Annotated in this window: 17 protein-coding genes; 6 read left to right on the forward strand and 11 right to left on the reverse strand. The window is 60.9% G+C overall.

The features are described 5' to 3' along the window. Positions 1-103: 103 nt before the first annotated feature. The 4 genes from F6S08_RS26260 (at position 104) to F6S08_RS26275 (ending at position 5,357) form a co-directional block, all read left to right on the forward strand. Entirely contained in the window at positions 104-2,002 is a 1,899-nt protein-coding gene (locus tag F6S08_RS26260) for an alkaline phosphatase D family protein (protein WP_315872539.1), read from the forward strand. Positions 2,003-2,137: 135 nt separating this feature from the next. Further along, complete coding sequence (locus F6S08_RS26265; RefSeq protein WP_315872540.1) at positions 2,138-3,139, forward strand: diguanylate cyclase domain-containing protein; 1,002 nt, start codon at positions 2,138-2,140, stop codon at positions 3,137-3,139. A gap of 149 nt (positions 3,140-3,288) precedes the next feature. Next, positions 3,289-4,539 carry an aspartate aminotransferase family protein gene (locus tag F6S08_RS26270; RefSeq protein ID WP_315872541.1) on the forward strand — a complete coding sequence of 417 codons (1,251 nt, stop codon included), beginning with the start codon at positions 3,289-3,291 and terminating at the stop codon, positions 4,537-4,539. Between the two features lie 101 nt (positions 4,540-4,640). Then, positions 4,641-5,357, forward strand: a complete 717-nt coding sequence (locus F6S08_RS26275; RefSeq protein ID WP_065925999.1) for a hypothetical protein — start codon at positions 4,641-4,643, stop codon at positions 5,355-5,357. A 50-nt stretch (positions 5,358-5,407) separates the two neighbouring features. On the opposite strand, the gene F6S08_RS26280 is transcribed toward F6S08_RS26275, so the two are convergent. The 9 genes from F6S08_RS26280 to hmpA form a co-directional block, all read right to left on the reverse strand. Further along, positions 5,408-6,490, reverse strand: a complete 1,083-nt coding sequence (locus tag F6S08_RS26280; RefSeq protein WP_315872542.1) for a pyridoxal phosphate-dependent aminotransferase — start codon at positions 6,488-6,490, stop codon at positions 5,408-5,410. Between the two features lie 159 nt (positions 6,491-6,649). Next, positions 6,650-7,348 (reverse strand): 7-cyano-7-deazaguanine synthase QueC, encoded by a 699-nt coding sequence (gene queC, locus F6S08_RS26285; protein WP_065925997.1) that lies wholly within the window; start codon positions 7,346-7,348, stop codon positions 6,650-6,652. A 104-nt stretch (positions 7,349-7,452) separates the two neighbouring features. Continuing rightward, entirely contained in the window at positions 7,453-8,340 is an 888-nt protein-coding gene (gene cyoE / locus F6S08_RS26290) for a heme o synthase (protein WP_027607620.1), read from the reverse strand. 11 nt (positions 8,341-8,351) lie between these two features. Further along, on the reverse strand, positions 8,352-8,693 hold the full coding sequence (cyoD, locus tag F6S08_RS26295) for a cytochrome o ubiquinol oxidase subunit IV (protein ID WP_010206434.1): 342 nt from the start codon (positions 8,691-8,693) through the stop codon (positions 8,352-8,354). Next, on the reverse strand, positions 8,693-9,319 hold the full coding sequence (locus F6S08_RS26300) for a cytochrome o ubiquinol oxidase subunit III (protein ID WP_010206435.1): 627 nt from the start codon (positions 9,317-9,319) through the stop codon (positions 8,693-8,695). Before F6S08_RS26300 ends, cyoD begins: the two co-directional genes overlap by 1 nt. 3 nt (positions 9,320-9,322) lie before the next feature. Continuing rightward, the gene (gene cyoB / locus F6S08_RS26305) at positions 9,323-11,341 is read right to left on the reverse strand and encodes a cytochrome o ubiquinol oxidase subunit I (RefSeq protein WP_065925995.1); all 2,019 of its coding nucleotides are present in this window, start codon (positions 11,339-11,341) and stop codon (positions 9,323-9,325) included. Positions 11,342-11,344: 3 nt separating this feature from the next. Continuing rightward, complete coding sequence (gene cyoA / locus F6S08_RS26310) at positions 11,345-12,286, reverse strand: ubiquinol oxidase subunit II (RefSeq protein ID WP_027607622.1); 942 nt, start codon at positions 12,284-12,286, stop codon at positions 11,345-11,347. Between the two features lie 792 nt (positions 12,287-13,078). Further along, positions 13,079-13,585 (reverse strand): disulfide bond formation protein B, encoded by a 507-nt coding sequence (locus F6S08_RS26320; RefSeq protein ID WP_027607623.1) that lies wholly within the window; start codon positions 13,583-13,585, stop codon positions 13,079-13,081. 166 nt (positions 13,586-13,751) lie between these two features. Then, entirely contained in the window at positions 13,752-14,933 is a 1,182-nt protein-coding gene (hmpA, locus tag F6S08_RS26325) for an NO-inducible flavohemoprotein (protein ID WP_315872543.1), read from the reverse strand. A 147-nt stretch (positions 14,934-15,080) separates the two neighbouring features. On the opposite strand from hmpA, the gene norR reads away from it, so the two are divergent. Further along, complete coding sequence (gene norR / locus F6S08_RS26330; RefSeq protein ID WP_065925992.1) at positions 15,081-16,625, forward strand: nitric oxide reductase transcriptional regulator NorR; 1,545 nt, start codon at positions 15,081-15,083, stop codon at positions 16,623-16,625. Between the two features lie 66 nt (positions 16,626-16,691). On the opposite strand, the gene F6S08_RS26335 is transcribed toward norR, so the two are convergent. After that, positions 16,692-17,603 carry a DMT family transporter gene (locus tag F6S08_RS26335; RefSeq protein WP_315872544.1) on the reverse strand — a complete coding sequence of 304 codons (912 nt, stop codon included), beginning with the start codon at positions 17,601-17,603 and terminating at the stop codon, positions 16,692-16,694. Positions 17,604-17,741: 138 nt separating this feature from the next. Between F6S08_RS26335 and F6S08_RS26340 the strand changes: the two genes are divergently transcribed. Further along, entirely contained in the window at positions 17,742-18,614 is an 873-nt protein-coding gene (locus F6S08_RS26340) for a helix-turn-helix domain-containing protein (RefSeq protein WP_065947204.1), read from the forward strand. Here the strand turns inward: F6S08_RS26340 and F6S08_RS26345 are convergent. Beyond that, positions 18,611-21,112 (reverse strand): LuxR C-terminal-related transcriptional regulator, encoded by a 2,502-nt coding sequence (locus F6S08_RS26345; RefSeq protein ID WP_315872545.1) that lies wholly within the window; start codon positions 21,110-21,112, stop codon positions 18,611-18,613. The genes F6S08_RS26340 and F6S08_RS26345 overlap by 4 nt on opposite strands. Positions 21,113-21,234: the final 122 nt, after the last annotated feature.

Below are 21,234 nucleotides of genomic sequence, written 5' to 3' on the forward strand. Positions count from 1 at the left end.
GTATTGCCCTTCTTCTTTTTTACAGACCGCCCCGCCTTAACAAAACACTGACATCCGTTGCGCTAACCTTGCCGGTTCAACCCTGGCCGGAGCCTGTTACCGCATGCCACATCCCGACACCTTGCCCGCCGTACTCGCCGGCCCTCTGCTGCGGCGCCTGGAACCCCGGCGCCTGGTGCTGTGGCTGGTGGGGAGCCGGGCATTGCCCCTGAGCCTGAAACTGCACTGTGCCGACCAGTGCCTGGACATACCGCTGGGCCAGGACCGGTGCCAGGTCGTGCCAGTGGGGCGCCAGGCGTACATCCATCTGATTGATGTACGCCTGGACGAGGCGCTGCCCCAGGACGTAGTCATCCACTATGATCTGCTGGTCGACGATGCCGGCATTGCCGAATGGGCACCGCACCTGCTGTACACCGACACATACTGCCCAAGTTTCGTACTGCACAGCCACATCCATCAGCTGGTACACGGCTCCTGCCGCAAACCTCACCACAGCGCCGACGAAGGCCTGCTCTGCGTTGATCGGCTGCTGGCCGATGCACAGACCCCGGCCGACCGCCCAGCCTTGCTGATGATGAGCGGCGACCAGGTGTACGCCGACGATGTGGCCGGGCCGATGTTGCGGGCGATCCATGGGCTGATTGCGCGCCTGGGCCTGTTCGATGAGTACCTGGAAGGCGCGGTGGTAGACGACAGCGCCAGCCTCTACGGGCATCACGCCAGCTACTACCACCGCGCAGACCTGCTACCCGCGCTGGACAGCAATGAGACCCTGCGCGAACGTTTCTTTGGCGGCGTGAAAAAGCCGATTTTCACCAGCAGCACCGCCGACAATCACCTGGTGACGTTCGCCGAAGTCATGGCGATGTACCTGCTGGTGTGGTCGCCCGTCCCCTGGTCCCTGCTCACCGTACAGCCACCGCAACTGAGCGCCGATGAAGCTGCGCGCTATGCCCGCGAACAGGTGCAGGTGGATAAATTTCGCGACGGCCTGCCGGGCGTGGCGCGGGTATTCGCCCATCTACCCACCTTGATGATCTTTGACGATCACGACATCACCGACGACTGGAACCTCAGCGCGCAATGGGAAGAAACCGCCTACGGCCATCCGTTCTCCAGACGCATCATCGGTAACGCCCTGCTGGCGTACCTGCTGTGCCAGGGCTGGGGCAATAACCCGGACGCCTTTGATGAGCTGGTGGGCCACACCCAGGCACTGGCCAGCCAGGCGCAGAGCAATCACTTGGACGCCCAGGCACAGGATGCTTTGCTCGCGGCGCTGCTGAAGTTCCAGCAGTGGCACTACGTGCTGCCCACCACGCCGGCCCTGGTAGTGCTCGACACCCGCACCCGGCGCTGGCGCAGCGAATTCACCCTCAAGCAACCGTCCGGCCTGCTGGACTGGGAAGCCTTGAGCGAACTGCAACAGGAACTGCTCGACCATCCCTCGGCCATCATCGTCTCCCCCGCACCGATCTTTGGCGTCAAGCTGATCGAGACCGTGCAGAAAATCTTCAGTTGGTGCGGCCACCCGTTGCTGGTGGACGCAGAAAACTGGATGGCCCATCGCGGTGCAGCCCAAGTGATCCTCAACATCTTTCGCCACTCGCGCACACCGGGTAACTACGTGATCCTCTCGGGCGACGTGCACTACTCGTTCGTCTATGAAGTACTGATCCGCCATCGCAACGCCGGTCCCAGGATCTGGCAGATCACCAGCAGCGGCATCAAGAACGAATTTCCACCGCGATTGCTGGAATGGTTCGACCGCCTCAATCGCTGGCTGTACTCGCCACGTTCGCCCCTCAACTGGTTCACTCGCCGCCGCACCATGCAGGTGGTGCCGCATATCCCGGAGCATGCCGAGGCCGGTGAACGGTTATGGAATTCGGCAGGCATCGGCCAAGTGTTCTTCAACGAGCGGGGGCAGCCTGACAAGATCTACCAGCACAACGCCGACGGGAAGGCGCGTACGAGGATGATCGCGCCGAAGCAATAGCCCATGGCCCGCTCCTGTAACCGTCCATCCGCCCTATTCAAAGCGCACAAGCTCCGTTGTACAGTAGCTCCAGCCACGGAGTATCGGCATCAATATGACTGGCCTTGGACGCCAGCCCATGCAAGGAGCGCGCAGATGGACGATATCTCCGACAACGGCAATTTCTCCCACCTCAATGCCGACATGCTGCATACCGTGCTGGAGCTGGTCAGCGACGGGATCTGGGACTGGAACGCCAATACCGGGTTCGTCTACCGCAACCCAGGCTGGTACGAAATGCTGGGCTACCCCCGCCACTCCCTGGAAAACAGCGTGTTCACCTGGGAGACCGTCATCCACCCGGAAGACTACCCCCACGTGATGACGCTGTTCGATGACTACATCCACCGTCGCGCCCCCCATTATCAAATCGAATACCGTTGCCGCAAAAAAGATGGCAGTTACCTGTGGATCGAAGACCGGGGCTACGTGATTGCGCGCAACCCCGACGGCTCGGTGGCGCGGATGGTGGGCGCCCATCGCGATATTCATATGCGCAAGTGCTCCGTCGAACAGCTGGAGCGGCGCAACCAATCCCTTGAGGCGCTGGTGGCCGAGCGCACGCGCGAATTGTCACGGGTCAACCAGCAGCTGCAATTGCAGCTGGACGAAAACCGCTCCCTGGCCGAACGGGATGCCCTGACCCTCGTCGCCAACCGCTATCGCCTGGAAAAAGTCCTGCTGGAAGAGTGCGACCGCGCCCAGCGTTTTCGCCTGCCGCTGGCATTGATCGCGATGGATATCGATGATTTCAAGCCGATCAATGACCAGCATGGTCACGGCGTGGGCGACCAAACCCTTTTGCAGGTAGTGGAATGCCTGGAAAGCTGCCTGCGCCCAGGCGATCTGCTCGCCCGCTGGGGTGGCGATGAGTTCATCGCGGTCCTGCCCAAAAGCGCACTGCAAACCGCCAGGGAACTGGCCGAGAAAATCTGCCAAAAGATGCGCAAGATCCCGATGCGCGGCGGCCTCCACGTCACCCTGAGCGTGGGCGTGGCCGAGCGCCGTATGGATGAATCCCCCAGCGCGCTTATGACGCGTGCCGACCAGGCGTTGTATCGCGCCAAGGCGGCGGGCAAGGATGGGGTGTCGGCGTAGCATCGACGGGGCTACGGCGTTGCCAAAAACGAGCTTTTGGCAACAGCTCCTTCCGATTTGGAATGACCCGGCGACTTTATTTCGTTTGCGGCAGGGCCTGGCCCACGGCTTAGATAAAAGCACGCCCGCCACTGCCGAGTCCGAGATTCATGAGCCGCGAAACCATCAGCCAGTCGATTTCCATCGTTCATCCCATCAGCCTCAGCCATGGCAGCAACGCCGAGGTCTGGGACACCACGGGCAAACGCTATATCGATTTTGTCGGCGGGATCGGCGTGCTCAACCTTGGCCATTGCCACCCGGGCGTGGTGGCGGCGATTCGTGAACAGGCGACGAAGTTGACCCACTATGCGTTCAACGCTGCACCGCACACACCCTACATCGAACTGATGGATCGCCTGGCCGGGTTTATCCCGGTGGACTACCCCGTCAGCGGCATGCTCACCAACAGCGGTGCGGAAGCGGCAGAAAACGCCTTGAAGATCGTGCGCGGCGCCACCGGCCGCACGGCGGTGATCGCCTTTGACGGAGCCTTCCACGGCCGCACCCTGGCCACCCTCAACCTCAATGGCAAGGTGGCGCCCTACAAACAGAAGGTCGGCGTCCTGCCCGGCCCGGTGTATCACCTGCCCTACCCCAGCGCCGATAACGGCGTGGGCTGCGCTGAAGCGCTGAAAGCCATGGACCGCTTGTTCAGCGTGGAAATCGACGTCGGTGACGTCGCCTGTTTCATCATCGAGCCGGTGCAGGGCGAAGGCGGTTTCCTGGCGCTGGATATCGAGTTTGCCCACGCCCTGCGGCGCTTTTGCGATGAACACAACATCCTGTTGATTGCCGATGAAATCCAGTCGGGCTTCGGTCGCACCGGACAGCGTTTCGCCTTCTCACGCCTGGGCATCGAACCGGATCTGATCCTGCTGGGCAAAAGCATCGCCGGCGGCGTGCCGCTGGGCGCGGTGGTCGGGCGCAAGGCCTTGATGGACAACCTGCCCAAAGGCGGCCTCGGTGGTACTTACTCGGGTAACCCCATCGCTTGCGCGGCAGCATTGGCCACCCTCGATGCGATGACGGATGAACACTTGCAGGCCTGGGGCTCGCAACAGGAAGAAGCGATCGTTGGCCGCTATGCCGCCTGGCGTTCGCAGCACCTGTCGCCGTATCTGGGCCGCCTGACCGGCGTCGGTGCCATGCGCGGCATCGAACTGGCCAACGCCGACGGCACGCCCGCGCCCCGGCAACTGAGCCAATTGCTGAGCCTGGCGCGAGACGCCGGGCTGTTGTTGATGCCCAGCGGCAAGTCGCGGCACATCGTGCGCTTGCTGGCACCGCTGACCATCGAGCCTGCGTTGCTGGAAGAAGGACTGGATATTCTCCAGGCGTGCCTGAAGCAGTTGGTTTGACGCCCTGCATTCGCCGGTCGGCAGCCTTGACCTGATCCCCCTCCCCGCTGAAAATGCGCGACGCTTTTTTGTCTTCCGTTTACTGAAGTAGTGAAATTTCAATGTCCGATTCTTACACCGAACACTCCGCCGAAGAATCCGTAGTCGCCTTGCACGCCAAGGCTGAATACGAAAACGCCATCAATCTTTCACAGCATGTGCCAGCCGCCAAGATCATCAGCGAGATGGTGCTGGACGCCTTTCACACCTCCAAGGAAAGCGACCAGATCCGCGAACTGCGCGTGGCCATTCGCCAGGCCCACGACGCCTTCGACGACGACAAGGCCTACGACCTGATGGGCCAGCTCAAGCAGCTCAAGGACGCCGAAGCCGCTGACAACCTCGCCCTTGAAGACCTGAGCGGCAAGTTCTCCATCAGCCGCATCCTGTCGAGCTTCAAGGATGATCCAGAGTTTCAGGAGCTGGTCTACGGGCTGGCCCTCAAAGTGCTGAACCAGTCTCACCAGGCCATCAGCAACCCAAGCGCCGGCAAAGGTAAGGCCGCTCGCCCCAAGAAAGAAGCCGAAGTGTTTGTGATCAGCAAGGACGGCATCAGCGTCACCCTGCCGCTGCGCACGCCACGCTCGCGGTTGAACGTCGACCGTGAGGCGTTTGAGTTCCTGGGCTTCAGCTTTGTAGGCGAAGGCGACGAAGCCGAGTTGGAGGTTGAAAGCTTTGTGGATAACGCCGGCGTCGAACAGCCGCTGAGCCGCAAGAGCGTGATTACTGCGCTGCAACAGCAGACGGCGTTTGAGGGCTACAGCATCGCGCAGCAGTGACACCCCTGAACTGAATGTGGGAGGGAGAAAGCCCCCCTCCCACATCGGCGTTAGACCGTCGCCGCAAACACCTCGCGAAACCGCTCCATCTCCCGCTTGTTCCCCACCGTCACGCGCACCCACTGCGGCCAGTTTTTCCACACCCGCCCGATGAACACGCCCTGTGCGGCAAGCTTGTCGATGACCTGCTCGGCCGGTTGCTTCACATCGATCATGAAGCAGTTGGCCTGGGACGCCGTGCAGGTGAAGCCACGGCCCTTGAGCCAGGTGATTGTTTCATCGCGCAGCTGGGCATTGAGCGCCTTGCGTTGTGGCAGCAGCTTCACGTCTTCCAGGCTGGCGATGCCGCCGAGCAGGGAGGAACCCGCCGGGACATTGTCACCGCCGAACACCGCCAGCCGTTCCAGCAGCGCCGGGTGGCCGATCGCCAGGCCCAGACGGGCGCCGGCCATACCGTAGATTTTCGAGAAGGTGCGCAACACCAACAGGTCGTCATGGTCCTTGACCCAGCTCACCACGCTTGGGGTGTCGGCGAAGTCGATGTAGGCCTCGTCCACCACCAATACGCTGCCTTTGGGCTTGTTCGCCAGCGCCTGGCGAATAGCCTCGGTGGAGGTGATGGTGCCCGTCGGATTGTTGGGATTGCAGACATAGAGCATCCCCGCCTGGGGATCGGCGGCGAGCATGGCGGGAACGTCGTGGGCGTGATCGGCGTCAAGGTCCACTTCGCGCACCGGCGCCTTACGGGACTCGGCGGTCTGGCGCGGTACTTCGTAGGACGGCGTGGCCATCACCAGGCCGCGGGTTTCGCTGGTGAACGCCAGCACCGCGTAGCGCAGCGCGGCCATGGAGCCGGCGAACACCGCCACCTGCTCTTCGGCAATCCCGTGCTGCTGGGCAAACAAGCCGGCCAAGGCGTACATATGTTTGTACGGATACCGCCCGGCTGTCGCGATGCCGCGCTGCATCGCTTCGCGGGCCGCCGTCGAAGGCCCGTAGGGGCTTTCGTTGTAGTTGAGCAGTACCTTGTCAGCCTTGGTCGGCGCGGGTGCGGCGAGCGCCCAATCCAGGCGCCCGAGCAAAGGCAGGGCGGCGCCAAGAGCGAGAAGGGATCGACGACTAACGCTGACCATGGTGACTACTCCTTGTAGACGGGTGAGGAATTCGCACAGCTCGTATAGAAGGGTATGACGAGACAAGGAACAAATGATTTAACCGACCCGCCATAAAAAAACCCGTACGACTTGCGAAGACGGGGCTTTTTTCTGGCCAGGGTCTGCTACGTATTGGGGTCAGTTCAGCTGCAATTTCTGCTTCAGGCTCTGCATGACCACTGCCTTGTTCTGCAGGTAGTCATTCAAGCCACGTGCACGCAGGTTGCACGCATCGCATTCGCCACAGCCGGTGCCGATAATGCCGTTGTAGCAGGTCAGTGTCTGCTCGCGGACCAGGTCCAATTGCCGGTGGTAATCCGCCAGTGCCCAGGTCTCAGCCTTGTTCAGCCACATCAACGGGGTTTCCAGGCGTACGTCGTACTCCATGCCCAGCTTGAGCGCCTGGTTCAAGGCTTTGACGAACTCATCGCGGCAATCGGGGTAGCCGGAGAAGTCGGTTTCACACACGCCGGTGATGACCGTCCCGGCCTTGACCTGATACGCGTAGATAGCCGCCAGGGTTAAAAACAGAATATTGCGGCCCGGCACGAAGGTGCTCGGCAGGCTTTCGCCGGAGCTGTTCACGGTCGGCACTGGAATGTTGTCGCGGGTCAGGCTGCTGATCGCCAGTTCGTTGAGCAGCGACACGTCCATCACTTTGTGAACGGTGGCCCCCAGTTGCTTGGCCAGCTTCCGGGCGACTTCGATTTCCGCGACATGGCGCTGACCGTAATCGAAGGTGATGCAGTGCACTTCGTCATACAGCGGCAGCGCCTGGATCAGGCAGGTCGTCGAATCCTGACCGCCACTGAACACCATAACGGCTTTTTTACTCATCACTTTGCTTCCTGCAGGGGTAGGGTTTGGTCGTAGTTTAAAGGTCACTCAATAAAAAACCCCGCGCTTCTTTCGAAGGCGGGGCCTTTTTATTACTCAGACACTCAGTGGGCGTAGGTCAGCAACAGCTCTTTCGGCACTTGGAAATCCAGGGACATCATCACGCTCAGCGCGGTGATGGTGAAGATCGAGAACACGAACAGCTTGCGCGCCCAGACGGTGTCGTCCACCGCCTTGTAGCCGGTCCAGGCCATGTACAACCAGTACATGCCCATGGCGGCGGCGACGGCAAGGTAGCTCATGCCGGCGTAGCCACTGAAGGTCAACATCAAGGTCGCCACGAGGAAGGCCAGGATGTAGAGCAGGATGTGTTTCTTGGCGACCTGGATGCCACGCTTGACCGGCAACACCGGAATCGAAGCAGCCAGGTAGTCGTTGAAGCGGAAGATCGCGATGGCGTAGGAATGCGGCATCTGCCACAGGCTGAACATCACCAGCAGCACCAGCGCAGCCATGTCGAAGCTATTGGTCACAGCCACATAACCAATCACCGGCGGCATCGCCCCCGACAGACTGCCCACCAGCGTGCCGTGCACCGACTTGCGCTTGAGGTACAGGCTGTAGAGGCCGACGTAGATGACAAAACCGATCACGGCAAACAACGCCGCCAACGGGTTGGCCACCTGGTACAACAGGGCCACACCGGCAACACCCAGGACGGTCGCGAAGATCAGCGCCAGTTTCAGGGAGATCAGGCCCTGGACCAGCACGCGATTCTTGGTGCGCTCCATCTTGATATCGATGTCACGGTCGATGCAGTTGTTGAACACACAACCGGAAGCTACCACCAGGGACGTACCGATCATCGCAGCCAGGAAGATGGCCAGATCGACATGTCCCTTGGAGGCCAGGAAGAAACCGCCCGCCACAGAAAGCACGTTACCGAAAATGATCCCCGGTTTGGTGATTTGGATAAAGTGCTTAAGCGACATCGGGTCTTACCTCACTTCGCCATCATGAACGTATGGATGCTGAACATGATCCATATCGACAGGCCAACCAGCAGCAGGATCACAAGACCTGCGAACACAAACGCAATCACGTTATCGCGCTGCTCTTTCGAGCGATCCAGGTGCAGGAAGTACACCAGGTGAACCAGCACCTGAATCACTGCGAACGCCAACACGATCATCAAGGTGATCGACTTCGGCAGGGTCGGGTACATCACCAGACCGAACGGGATAAGCGTCAGGATTACCGACAGGATGAAGCCGATGGCGTACGACTTAACGCTGCCGTGGCTCGCATCATGGCTGTCATGGTCATGGGAGTGTGCATTAGCCATTACAGAGTCCCCATCAGGTAAACAACGGTGAAGACGCAGATCCAGACCACGTCCAGGAAGTGCCAGAACAGGCTCAGGCAGCTCAGGCGAGTCTTGTTGGTGTTGGTCAGGCCGTGTTTATTGACCTGATACATCATCACCGCCATCCACAGCAGGCCGGCCGTTACGTGCAGACCGTGGGTACCTACCAGCGTGAAGAACGCCGACAGGAAGCCGGAACGGTGCGGGCCGTAGCCTTCGGAGATCAGCAGGTGGAACTCGTTGATCTCCATGCCGATGAAGCCCAGGCCGAACAGGAAGGTCAGTGCCAACCAGCTCAGGACGCCTTTCTTGTTGCCCTTGTAGAAGGCCAACATGGCGAAGCCGTAGGTGATCGAACTGAACAACAGCAAGGCGGTTTCGCCGAGCACGTAAGGCAGTTCGAAGATGTCGTGGCCCGACGGGCCACCCGCTACGTTGTTTACCAGTACCGCGTACACCGCGAAGATCGACGCAAACAAGATGCAGTCGGTCATCAGGTAGAGCCAGAAACCGAAAACGGTCATCGGCCCCGAGTCGTGGTGATGGTCATCGTGCCCATGGTCATCGACATGGGCGTGTCCAGCATTGGTCACTAAGTTCGACATGGTTTAAGCCTGTTCCAACGAGGTTTCTACACGGTTGGCCGGGATTTTCTTCTCGGCGACCAGGCGAGCGTGCTGCTCGGCTTCGATGCGCTCGATCGTTTCGACCGGCACCATGTAGCCTTGATCATCACGTGCTGCGTGGACAATGAAGTAGCCGATGGTGCCCACCAGGCTCACGATTGCCAGCCACCAGATGTGCCAGATCATCGCGAAACCGAACACGGTCAACAGCGCACCCATCACCACGCCAGTGGCGGTGTTGCTTGGCATGTGGATCGGTTCGTAGTGCTTAGGTTGCTGGTACGCAGTACCGTCTTCCTTGGCTTCGGTGAACGCATCGATGGTGTTCGCAGTCGGGATCACCGCGAAGTTGTAGAACGGTGGTGGCGACGAGGTCGACCATTCCAGGGTGTGGCCATTCCATGGGTCGCCGGATTCGCAAGCGTTCTGCTTACGGTCACGGATGCTCACGTACAGTTGGATCAACTGGCAGGCGATACCCACAGCGATCATGATTGCACCGAACATGGCGACGTACAGGTACGGCACCCACTCAGGGTTGGTAGTGGCGTTCAGACGACGGGTCATGCCCATGAAGCCCAGTGCATAGAGCGGCATGAACGCAACGAAGAAGCCCGAGATCCAGAACCAGAATGCAGCCTTGCCCCAACCTTCGTGCAGCTTGAAGCCGAACGCTTTCGGGAAGTAGAAGCTGAAACCAGCGATGTAGCCGAATACAGCACCACCGATGATCACGTTGTGGAAGTGAGCGATCACGAACAGGCTGTTGTGCAGTACGAAGTCAGCACCCGGGATGGCCAGCAGTACGCCGGTCATGCCGCCGATGGCGAAGGTCACCATGAAGCCCAGGGTCCACAGGACCTGGCTGGTGATACGCAGACGGCCGTGGTAGATGGTGAACAGCCAGTTGAATAGCTTCACCCCCGTCGGGATGGAAATCAGCATCGTCGCCAGGCCGAAGAAGGCGTTGACGCTGGCCCCCGACCCCATGGTGAAGAAGTGGTGCAGCCACACCATGAAGCCCAGTACGGAGATTGCGCCCGATGCGTAGACCATCGAGTGGTGACCGAACAGGCGCTTGCCGGTAAAGGTCGAGATCACTTCGGAGAAGATACCGAACGCTGGCAGGATCAGGATGTACACCTCAGGGTGACCCCATGCCCAGAACAGGTTCACGTACATCATTGGATTGCCACCAAGTTCATTGGTGAAAATGTGGAAATCCAGGTAACGGTCAAGCGACAGCAGCGCCATGGTAGCGGCCAGGATCGGGAACGAAGCCACGATCAGGACGTTGGCCCAGGTGCAGGTCCAGGTGAAGATCGGCATGTCCATCAGTTTCATGCCAGGGGCGCGCATTTTCAGGACGGTGGCCAGGAAGTTGACCCCCGTCAGCGTCGTCCCGAGTCCTGATAACTGTAGCGCCCAGATGTAGTAGTCCACACCCACGCCAGGGCTGTACTGGATGCCCGACAATGGCGGATACGCAACCCAACCGGTCTTGGCGAATTCGCCGACACCCAGGGACACGTTGATCAGCACCACGCCGGAAACCAGCAGCCAGAAGCTCAGGGAGTTCAGGAACGGGTAGGCAACGTCACGCGCACCGATCTGCAGCGGCACTGCAAGGTTCATCAGGCCGGTGAAGAAAGGCATCGCCATGAAGATGATCATGATCACACCGTGGGCGGTGAAGATCTGGTCATAGTGTTCAGGCGGCAGGTAGCCAGGCGAACCTTCGGTGGCCATGGCCAACTGGGTACGCATCATGATGGCGTCGGCAAAACCACGCAGCAGCATGACCATGGCAACGATGATGTACATCACGCCGATTTTCTTGTGGTCGACCGACGTCAGCCACTCGGTCCACAGGTAGGTCCACTTCTTGAAATAAGTGATTGCTGCAAACAGTGCCAGACCACCCAGCGCGATCATGGCGATGGTAATCATCACAATCGGCTCGTGGAACGGGACCGCATCCCAACTTAATTTACCAAACATCGTTTACTCCTCTGCCCCAGCAGTTGAATGCGAGCCCGTGTCAGAACCTTCAACCGCGGCCACTTCTTTCTTCTCGTGCTTGACCGGCTTGCCTGGCTTCATACCTTCGTACTTGTCGACGATTTTCTGAAACAGGTTCGGCTCATACGCGGAGTACAGGGCGACAGGGTTGTTCTGGCTTGGTTTGGTCAGGGCGTCGTATTCAGCTTGATCAAGCTGTTTAGGTGCGGCCTTGACTTCGGCTACCCAGGCGTTGAAATCTTCCTGGCTCGTCGAGATCGCTTTGAATTTCATGCCGGTGAAGCCAGCGCCGCTGTAGTTCGCGGAGATGCCTTCCATTTCAGCTTTTTCGTTGGCGATCAGGTGCAGTCGGGTCTGCATGCCTGCCATCGCGTAGATCTGACCGCCCAGGGCAGGGATGAAGAACGAGTTCATCACGGCGTCGGAGGTGATCCGGAAGTTAAGCGGGGTGTTCTCAGGGAAGCGAATCTGGTTAACCGTGGCGATACCCAGGTCCGGGTAGATGAACAGCCACTTCCAGTCCAGCGCGACCACTTCGATGTTGATCGGCTTGACGTCGGACTCCAGCGGACGGTATGGGTCCAGCTCGTGGGTCGACTTATAGGTGATGTAACCCAGGGCGATGATGATGAGGATCGGGACCAGCCACACCGCGATTTCGATCTTGGTGGAGTGCGACCACTTAGGCGCGTAGGTCGCGCTGGTGTTCGACGCGCGGTATTTCCAGGCGAAGGCAAAGGTCATGATGATCACAGGCACCACGACCAACAGCATCAGCAGGGTGGCAGTGATGATCAGGTTTCGTTGATCCAGACCGATCTGTCCTTTTGGGTCCATCAAGGTCCACTTGCAGCCTCCCAGCATTAACATCATGCCAAGCAGCGGCAAAAAGCCTAGTAATCGGGGGTACCTGTTTTTACTCATCTCACGACCTCTAAAGCAGCTTGCGCAATGCAGTTGGGTTTTGATCGCCAACACTTCACCCTGCCAAGGGTTGGCATTTCTCTTCGATTGAATAAGAGCCTGCCCGTCACGTCATATAGGTACGCTTCACGAGCCTGCGGTGAGTTCTTATTCGATTTCGTGGTTAAAGGCCTTGTTACAGACCAATTCCCTTTGGTGCGGATAGTTGAAAGGCTGCCGGAACCTTGGGGTCGCACAGAGCCGTCCATCTGCCCCTCGACCGCTCCAGTGCTCAAAGATTGAGCAGCACCGGACATTCAGTGCGGGCGATTGTAGTTAGCTAGCGATGTATAAACCATGTCTTATAAAGAAATAATTTTTATCGATTACAGCAATAATCCTTCACCAATATTGCAATGGTTCGCGATCTTATCGCGTTCGATTCTCAACAAAAACCACAAAAATTGCCGTGTTATAGGGCAAACCGTCACAGCCCTTACACCCCGTAAGGGCCTGCAAAACCTATGCAACCCCCCATAAAACAAGGCATTCGGACATCACTCAAAGCCTTGTACGACGTGAGGTACGTGGCGGCGTCCAAACCACGAACTGACAGCACATCCTGGAGGCTTTTTGCAAATTTAAGCGCGGGTTTGGCAGGTCAGAAGCGTCCTGCGGCGGCTTCCGTGTGACAACATGTCGCACATTGCGCGCACCCAAAATTGTCCGGCGTCACGCTCTGTTCACAAAAGCCTACATGCAAAAACGCCCCGGCCTTCCTTGAAGAAAGACCGGGGCGTTTCACTGATGGGTTCAGCCTTTGTGGCGGCGATTGCGATAGATGCCCAGGGGCACCAGGATGACCGTCAGCACGAACGCCACCAGTGCCCATTGCGCCAGGGACAGGCCGAGCACCGGCGGGTAAGGGGTGCTGCAGAAGCCGTCGACCTGGAAGCCCAGTGGGAAGACCTTGGCCAGGGGCAGGTCGTCGACGATAGGTTGCAGTACATCGACGCCGCAGCTCACCTGCGGGAAGAACTGGGTGTACACATGGTGACCGGCCGCGGCCACCCCACCGAGAGCGCTGAGTACCACCAGGCCTTCGAACAGCGTGAGGGCGCCCTTGGTGCGCATGGCGGCACCGATGAACGCGAAGATCGCAATCAACAGCAAGGCATAGCGTTGCAGGATGCACAACGGGCACGGCGCCTCGCCCAAAACCACCTGCATGTACAACGCCCCACCGATCAGCGCCAGGCAGATGATGCCCAGCAACACCAGAAAGCGCCGCTCCCTGCCTAAACGCAATTCGTCACTCATCCCCGTATCCCTTTGTTTGGTTGTGCCAATGGCCGCAAGTTTACACACAGAGAGTGGTTTAAACAGAGAGGGGTTAACAGGGGATTAATCGAGAGGAACAGAGATCCAAATGTGGGAGAGGCGAGCCCCCTCCCACATTATTTTGAACAGTGTGAACCTTCAGGTCCTATTCCAAGGCAGCCGCCGGGCCGAAGAATTCGTAGCGACTTTGCTTTTCGGGTACGCCCAGAGCCTTGAGGTGGCGCTTGATCGCCGCCATGAAACCTTTGGGGCCGAGGAAGTACGCATCCAGGTCACGCTGCTCCGGCAACCATGCGGCCAGTTGCTCCTGGCTCAGCAGGCCGACCTTATCCGCCGCAGGGCTCACGCCGTCGTCCTCGGCATAGCAATAGAAGCGCTTGAGCTGCGGGTGCTTGGCCGCCAGTGCATCCACCCAATCGCGGAACGCATGCACCCCGCCATTGCGCGCGCAGTGGATAAAGTGCACCGGGCGCTCGGTGGCCAGCGCAGCCTCCAGCATCGGCAAGGTCGGGGTGATCCCTACCCCGCCGCTGATCAGCACCAACGGCTTATCGCTGGCCGCCAGGGTGAACTCGCCCGATGGTGGAAACAGGTCAATCGTCGCACCGACCTGCAACTGGTCATGCAGGTAGTTGGAAACCCGCCCACCGGCCTCGCGCTTGACGCTGATGCGGTACTGACCTGCATCACTCAGCGCCGACAGTGAATAATTGCGGCGCACTTCCTCACCGTCGAGCACCAGCTTCATGCCGATGTATTGGCCCGGCGCGGCAGCGAGGATCGCCCCGTTGTCCGCCGGCGCGAAATAGAAGGAAGTGATCTCGGCGCTCTCCTCCACACGCTTGACCAGGGTAAACGCCCGCGCACCGCGCCAGCCGCCGGGGGCCTGGGCTTTCTCTGTATAGATAGCGGCCTCGGCACCGATCAGGATATCCGCCAGTTGGCCGTACGCGGCGCCCCAGGCATTCATCACCTCAGGGGTGGCGATCTCACTGCCCAGCACCTCGGAAATCGCCCGCAGCAGGCAAGCGCCCACGATCGGGTAATGCTCCGGCAGGATCTGCAAGGCGACGTGCTTGTTGATGATCTTCGCCACGAGGTCGCCCAGTTGGTCGAGCTGGTCGATATGCCGCGCGTACATCAATACGCCATTGGCCAGGGCCCGGGGCTGGTCACCGCTGGCCTGGTGGGCCTGGTTGAACAGCGGGCGAACCTCAGGGTACTCGGAGAGCATCATGCGGTAGAAATGGGTGATCAGCGCTTCGCCGCCGCTTTCCAGCAGGGGCACGGTGGATTTGACGATGGCACGGTCTTGGGCACTAAGCATGGGAGCCTCCTGGGCTTCTTTACTGATTGCCCTTAGCTACTCAGTATTCATGCCAACTAATAAATCATTTAATTTCAATAGCTTGAGCGATATGTAGTCAGTATGACCTCCTACACCTTATAGTCATACGGACCACAAGGAGTCATTATGACTGCACACTCACTGCTCACCACCCTGCTGCCGCTGGTCGCCGACCTGTCGCGGGAACTGCCCGAAGGCGAACGCTATCGACGCCTGCTGCAAGCCATGCGCGCCCTGTTGCCGTGTGATGCGGCCGCCCTGCTGCGCCTGGACGGCGAATCGCTGGTGCCGCTGGCGGTGGATGGCTTGAGCGCAGACACCCTGGGCCGCCGCTTCAAGGTCAGCGAACATCCGCGCTTCGCCGTGCTGCTCAGCAGCCCTGGGCCCACACGCTTTGACAGTGACAGCGAATTGCCCGATCCCTACGACGGCCTGGTCGATGGCGTGCACGGCCACCTGGAAGTCCACGACTGCATGGGCTGCCCGCTGTTTGTCGACGATCTGCCCTGGGGCCTGTTGACCCTGGACGCGCTGGACACCGAACGCTTCGAACGCGTGGAACTGGACGCGCTGCAAGCCTTCGCCAGCCTCGCTGCCGCAACGGTGAATGTTGCCGAACGCATCGAACGCCTGGCCCTGCGGGCCGAAGACGAACACCAGCGGGCCGAAATCTACCGCCAGGCCAGCGGCCAGCAGCACAAGGAAATGATCGGCCAGAGTAAAACCCACAAGCGCCTGGTGGAGGAAATCAAGCTGGTGGGTGGCAGCGACCTCACGGTACTGATCACCGGCGAAACCGGGGTGGGCAAGGAACTGGTGGCCCAGGCCATTCACGCGGCGTCGTCCCGCGCGGACAAACCACTGATCAGCCTCAACTGCGCGGCCCTGCCGGAAACCCTGGTGGAAAGCGAGTTGTTCGGCCATGTGCGTGGCGCCTTCACCGGCGCGCTGAATGAACGGCGCGGCAAGTTCGAGCTGGCCAATGGCGGCACGCTGTTTCTGGACGAAGTGGGCGAGTTGTCCCTGAGCGTGCAGGCCAAGCTGCTGCGGGTGCTGCAAAGCGGCCAGTTGCAGCGCCTGGGCTCGGACAAGGAACACCAGGTGGATGTGCGCCTGATCGCCGCCACCAACCGCGACCTCGCCGATGAAGTGCGCAACGGCCGCTACCGCGCCGACTTCTACCACCGCCTGAGCGTGTACCCGCTGCAAGTGCCGGCCCTGCGCGAGCGCGGGCGTGATGTGTTGCTGCTGGCCGGCTTCTTCCTCGAGCAGAACCGCTCACGCATGGGCCTGGGCAGCCTGCGCCTGACCAGCGATGCCCAGGCGGCGCTGCTGGCCTATAACTGGCCGGGCAATGTGCGGGAGCTGGAACATTTGATCGGGCGCAGTGCGTTGAAGGCACTGGGTAACTGTCGCGAACGCCCGAAGATTCTGAGCCTGAGTGCCCAGGACCTGGATTTGCCCGACGTCAGCACGCCGGTGATCGAAGCACCGGCAGAAGCAGCCCTGGCCGTCACCGGTGACCTGCGCCAGGCCACCGAGCACTACCAGCGCCAAGTCATCAACGCCTGCCTGGAACGCCACCAGCACAACTGGGCCAGCGCCGCCCGCGAACTGGGCCTGGACCGCGCCAACCTCGGCCGGATGGCCAAGCGTTTAGGGCTCAAATAAACCAGACAACTCGGTCAAATGTGAGAAATGCAGGAAATGTGGGAGGGGGGCTTGCCCCCTCCCACACTAGACCTGCTTTGCCTGGAGGATCGGATTCACCGGCTGAGCCACCTTGGGCTTACGAAACACCAACACATTCCCCAGCATCACCAGTACCAACCCCGCCAACGCCGGCGCGGTCCACTGGTAGCCTTCGGCAAACGCCGACACATTCAGCGCCACCACCGGGAACAGCACCGTGCAATACGCCGCACGCTCCGGCCCCATGCGCCCGACCAAGGTCAGGTACGCGGTAAACCCGATCACCGAACCCGGAATCACCAGGTACCACAACGCACCGATGTACCGTGCGCTCCAGTCCATCTCAAACGGAATACCGCGCACCACGCAGTAGGTCGCCAGCATCAACGAACCATACAACATGCCCCAGGCATTCGTGGTCAGCGGCCTCAGACCGGCCTTCTGCTGCAGGCTCGAGAGCATATTGCCCGCCGAGAAACACATCGTCCCCAGCAACGCCAACCCCAACCCCAGCAAGGTCTGCGGGCTGGCGGTATGCCCCACCAGTTCCGGCCAGAACAGCAGGCCCAAGCCCGCCAGCCCGAGGCCGCCTCCCATCAACACAGTGCGTGCCACCCGCTGGCCGAAAAACACCCGGGCGTTCAGCGCATTCCACAGCGTGGCCGTGGAAAACACCACCGCCACCAGGCCGCTGGGGATCCATTGGCTGGCGGTGAGAAAGCACATGAAGTTGACACAGAACAGGCACAACCCCTGGGCCAGGCAGATAAGGTGCCCACGCCGATTCATCACCTGCAACTTGCGACTGACCAGCAGCAACGCAAACAACACCGGGGCCGCCAGGCCGAAGCGGTAGACGATGGACACGGGAATCGCCACCACGCCCAATTGCCATTTGAGGGCGATCCAGGTGGTGCCCCAGATCAGCACGGTGAGTAAATACAGGGAAAGGTTCATAGCGGGCTCCATCGATTGAGCCACAGTGTCGCCTTCAACCCGGGCAAGGCTCTTGCACAATCTTGCGCTTTTGTCGGGCGATGGGATCACAGCGCCAGCCTCGCGGAGTAGGATGCAAGGCGTCGGAGAACACACACCATGCCAGACCTGGAATCCCTGCAAGTCTTCCAAGCCCTTAACCGCTCGCCCAACGCACGCCTGGAAGCCTGCGCCGAGCTCGGTGACGGCTTGTCCGCGGCCTTGTGGAGCAACCATCATGATTCCCAGGACTACCAGGCGCCCAGCCATCACACCTTGTCCTGCTATGTCGGTGGCGGCACCGGCACGTTTCGGCGTGACCGGCCGGGCACCAAGGGCGGCCCCGACAAGCTGTGCATCCTGCCTGCCGAGCACCAATCGGCCTGGGTGATCAACGGTGAGATCCGCCTGGCCCACGTGTATTTCAGCCCGGAGCAATTTGCCCTGGGCTGCGTCACCCTGCTTGACCGCGAACCGCGCACGCTGGAGCTGCGGGAAAGTACCTTTCTGGAAGACCAGCGCCTGGCCCAACGCTTCCACCAACTGATCGCCCTCAACTGGCACGAGCCCGCCGAACGCCTGCTTACCAGCAGCCTCGCCCATGAAATGCTCAGCCACACCCTGCTCAGCCAGGTGGGCGCCCGCGAAGGCCTGCGGTTGAAAGGCGGGCTGGCCGCCTACCAACGACGGTTGCTGGTGGACTACATCGACCAGCACTTGGAGGAGCCCATCAGCCTTGGGCAACTGGCTGGGTTGTGTGCGTTGTCGGAGTACCATTTCGCACGGATGTTTCGCCAAAGCTTCGGACTGCCGCCCCATCAGTACCTGCTGGCGCGCCGGCTGACACGCGCGCAAAACCTGCTGCGTGGCGGCGCCCTGCCGTTGGGCGAGATTGCCCTGCTGTGCGGTTTTTCCAGCGCCAGCCACTTTACCCATCGCTTCCGCCAGGCCATGGGCGCCACGCCCGGCGAATACCGTCAGGCGTTCATCTAAACCATCAGGCCCAAGGTCTTGGCCTTGGCCACCGCCTGGGTACGCCGCTCTACGCCGAGCTTGCTGTGAATGCGCCGCGCGTGGGTCTTGACGGTGTGCAGGGAGATAAACAGCCGGTCGGCGATCTCCAGGTTGGAACTGCCGAGGGCGATCAGTTGCAGCACTTCCAGTTCGCGCTGGCTCAAGGGGTTTTCCACCGTGCCGGGGGTTGATGCCTGAGGTTCCAGGCCCAGCTCACTCAGCAGTCCCGGCGCGCGCAGACGCAGTTCGCGAATCGCTTGCTGCACCTGGCAACGCCCGGCCAACTCCAGGCCGGCTTGCAGCGAGCGGCGCGCCAAGGCCTGATCACCCAGCTGCCAGGCGACTTCGCCGAGCACCAGGTGCAGTTCGATTTCCAGGCACAGCATGCCGCGCTGATGGGTGGCTTGCAGCAAGGCGTTGAGCCGTTCCAGCGGTTGCTCGGCGCAGCCCAGCTTCACCTCCGCCAGCACCAACAGGTATTCAAGACGCGGGATCAGTTCCAGGGTGGCCGGCGGCGCCTGCTTGCCCTGGGGCCCACGGAAGTGACGCAGCACGCGACGCACCGCTTCCACGGTCAATTCGGCGCGCCCCTGCTGCAACCAGAAGTGCCCGCTGACCAACAGCAGCACCGCGCGGTACACCGTGTCCGGCACCTGGCGTTGCTGCATCAGCCGCTCGGCCTCACGCAACTGGACAAAGGCCTGGGCGTAATCGCCACGGTTGGCAGCCAACAGCGCCAGGCCGAGAAAGCCGTAGAGCACGCGCTTGTCCTGGCTGTGCAGGCACATCTTCAAGCCCGTGTCGAAACACTCGGCGGCCAGGCTGTCCTGGCCCTGGCGCAAGGCCAGGTGCCCGCGTCGCAAGGCGATACGCCCCACCAAGGGGCCGGCCTTGAGCCGCTGTTCAAGTAACATGGCCTGTACATTTTCCAGCAGGCTCTGGGCCCGGTACGGTGCCCCGCGCTGTTCCAGCAGTTGAGCGTGATCCAGCTCTAGCAGCGCCTCCAGCAGCAACGAACCATGGGCGCGCGCCAGGCACAGCGCTTCGCGGTTCAGGCTTTGGGCCACGTCCAATTCGCCGCGCAACAAGGCTTGCTGGGTCAGGCCAGACAGGCACATCAGCCGCGAGGTCCACGCGCTGTCGGGCAAGGCTTGCAGCGCCTCCAGAAAATGCAGGCGCGAGCCCTCGGCATCGCCGCCCAGGTGCAGCAGCCAGCCCCATTGCGCCTGCCAGCGCGCCAACAAATACCGCTGTTGCGCCGCCGTCGGTTGCGGGGCAAACCGGGCCAGTTGATCGATGCACACCGCTGCCTGCTCGAAACGCCCGGCAAACAGCAACGCCGCCGTCACCAGCCCCACCAGTTGTGCCGAGCCGAGCATCAACTCATCGCCATGTTGCTCATGCAGGTGCAACAGCAAGACGGCGTTCTGCTGGCGGAACAGGTCCTCGAAACTGAAATGCTGCAACAGGCTCACCGCCATTTCATATTCTTCGGCCAGCAGCGCCTGTTCGAAGGCGGCCTGCCAGTCCTGTTCGGCGCAGAACCATTGGCAGGCGCGGCGATGCCAGGAGCGTTTGGCCGGCCAGGGCTCGTTTTGCATCAGCTGCGCCAGGGGCGGAAAAACCTGCAGCCAGTCGGTGTCTTCCCACGGCTGGATAAAGGCGCCGAGCACCTGCAGATCCCTCAGGTACTGGTCACCGTCCCCCGCGCCGAACAAGTGCTCGCACAAGCCGGCGTTGAAGCGCGGCAGATGAGCCAGTACGCGCCAGGCCTCCGCCAGCTCCGGCGGCAGTGTGCTGAACAGTTCGTGTCGCAGGTAGTCGAGCAAGGTCTTGTCGGGGTGCCCATCCCCCAGCAGGGCGATGCGCACGCCCGCGCACCAACCGGCGCTGAATTGCTGCACGCTGTCGACCGAATGCCCGGGGGCATGGCTGAGCAGTTGCTGGATCTCCCCAGGACTGAAGGCCAGTTCGGCGCCACATTCGAGCAACTCATCGTCGAGCAGCAGGCGCGGCCAGTTGCACGCCGGTCGCCGCCGTGCGCCCAGCCACCAGGTCAGGGCCGGGCTGCTGGCGGTGAGCAGCCGGTCAAGCAAGGCGTCGGTGTCGGGCGTGGGCAAGCGGCAAAAATCATCGAGGAACAGCCACGCCGAGGCCTGCCAGCGGCTGAGGTCGAGCAGCAAGGTGATTTCATCGGTAAACGTCAGGCCCAGGTTTTGCGCCAGCCGCAGGCACAGGTCGAGGGGGCTGAGCACCGCGCCATTGAGCGGCAACCAGTACACCTGGCAACCCGCAGGCGCCTGCAACGCACATTCGGCGAGCAGCGCGCTCTTGCCACTGCCGCCGGGGGCGCAGAGTAATTTGACCCTGGCCTGGTCCGTCAGCAACGGCTCGGCCAGGCGTGGGCGCAGCAGATGGTGAGCGGACAGCCGGGGCATGAATCCAGGACGGTCCAGGCAGCGTGTCATGGCAGTCATTGCTGCATCCTGCTTTTTTATTGTTATGCAACCTGGTGCTTACCCTAGTCCTGTGGCGGGTGGTTGTTGAAGAAGTATTCAGCACAATGATTGAAGGCCATGCACAAAACCCAATGTGGGAA

Origin of the sequence: Pseudomonas sp. JV449 (assembly GCF_032424295.1) — a bacterium.
GTDB classification, from domain to species: Bacteria; Pseudomonadota; Gammaproteobacteria; order Pseudomonadales; family Pseudomonadaceae; genus Aquipseudomonas; species Aquipseudomonas marginalis.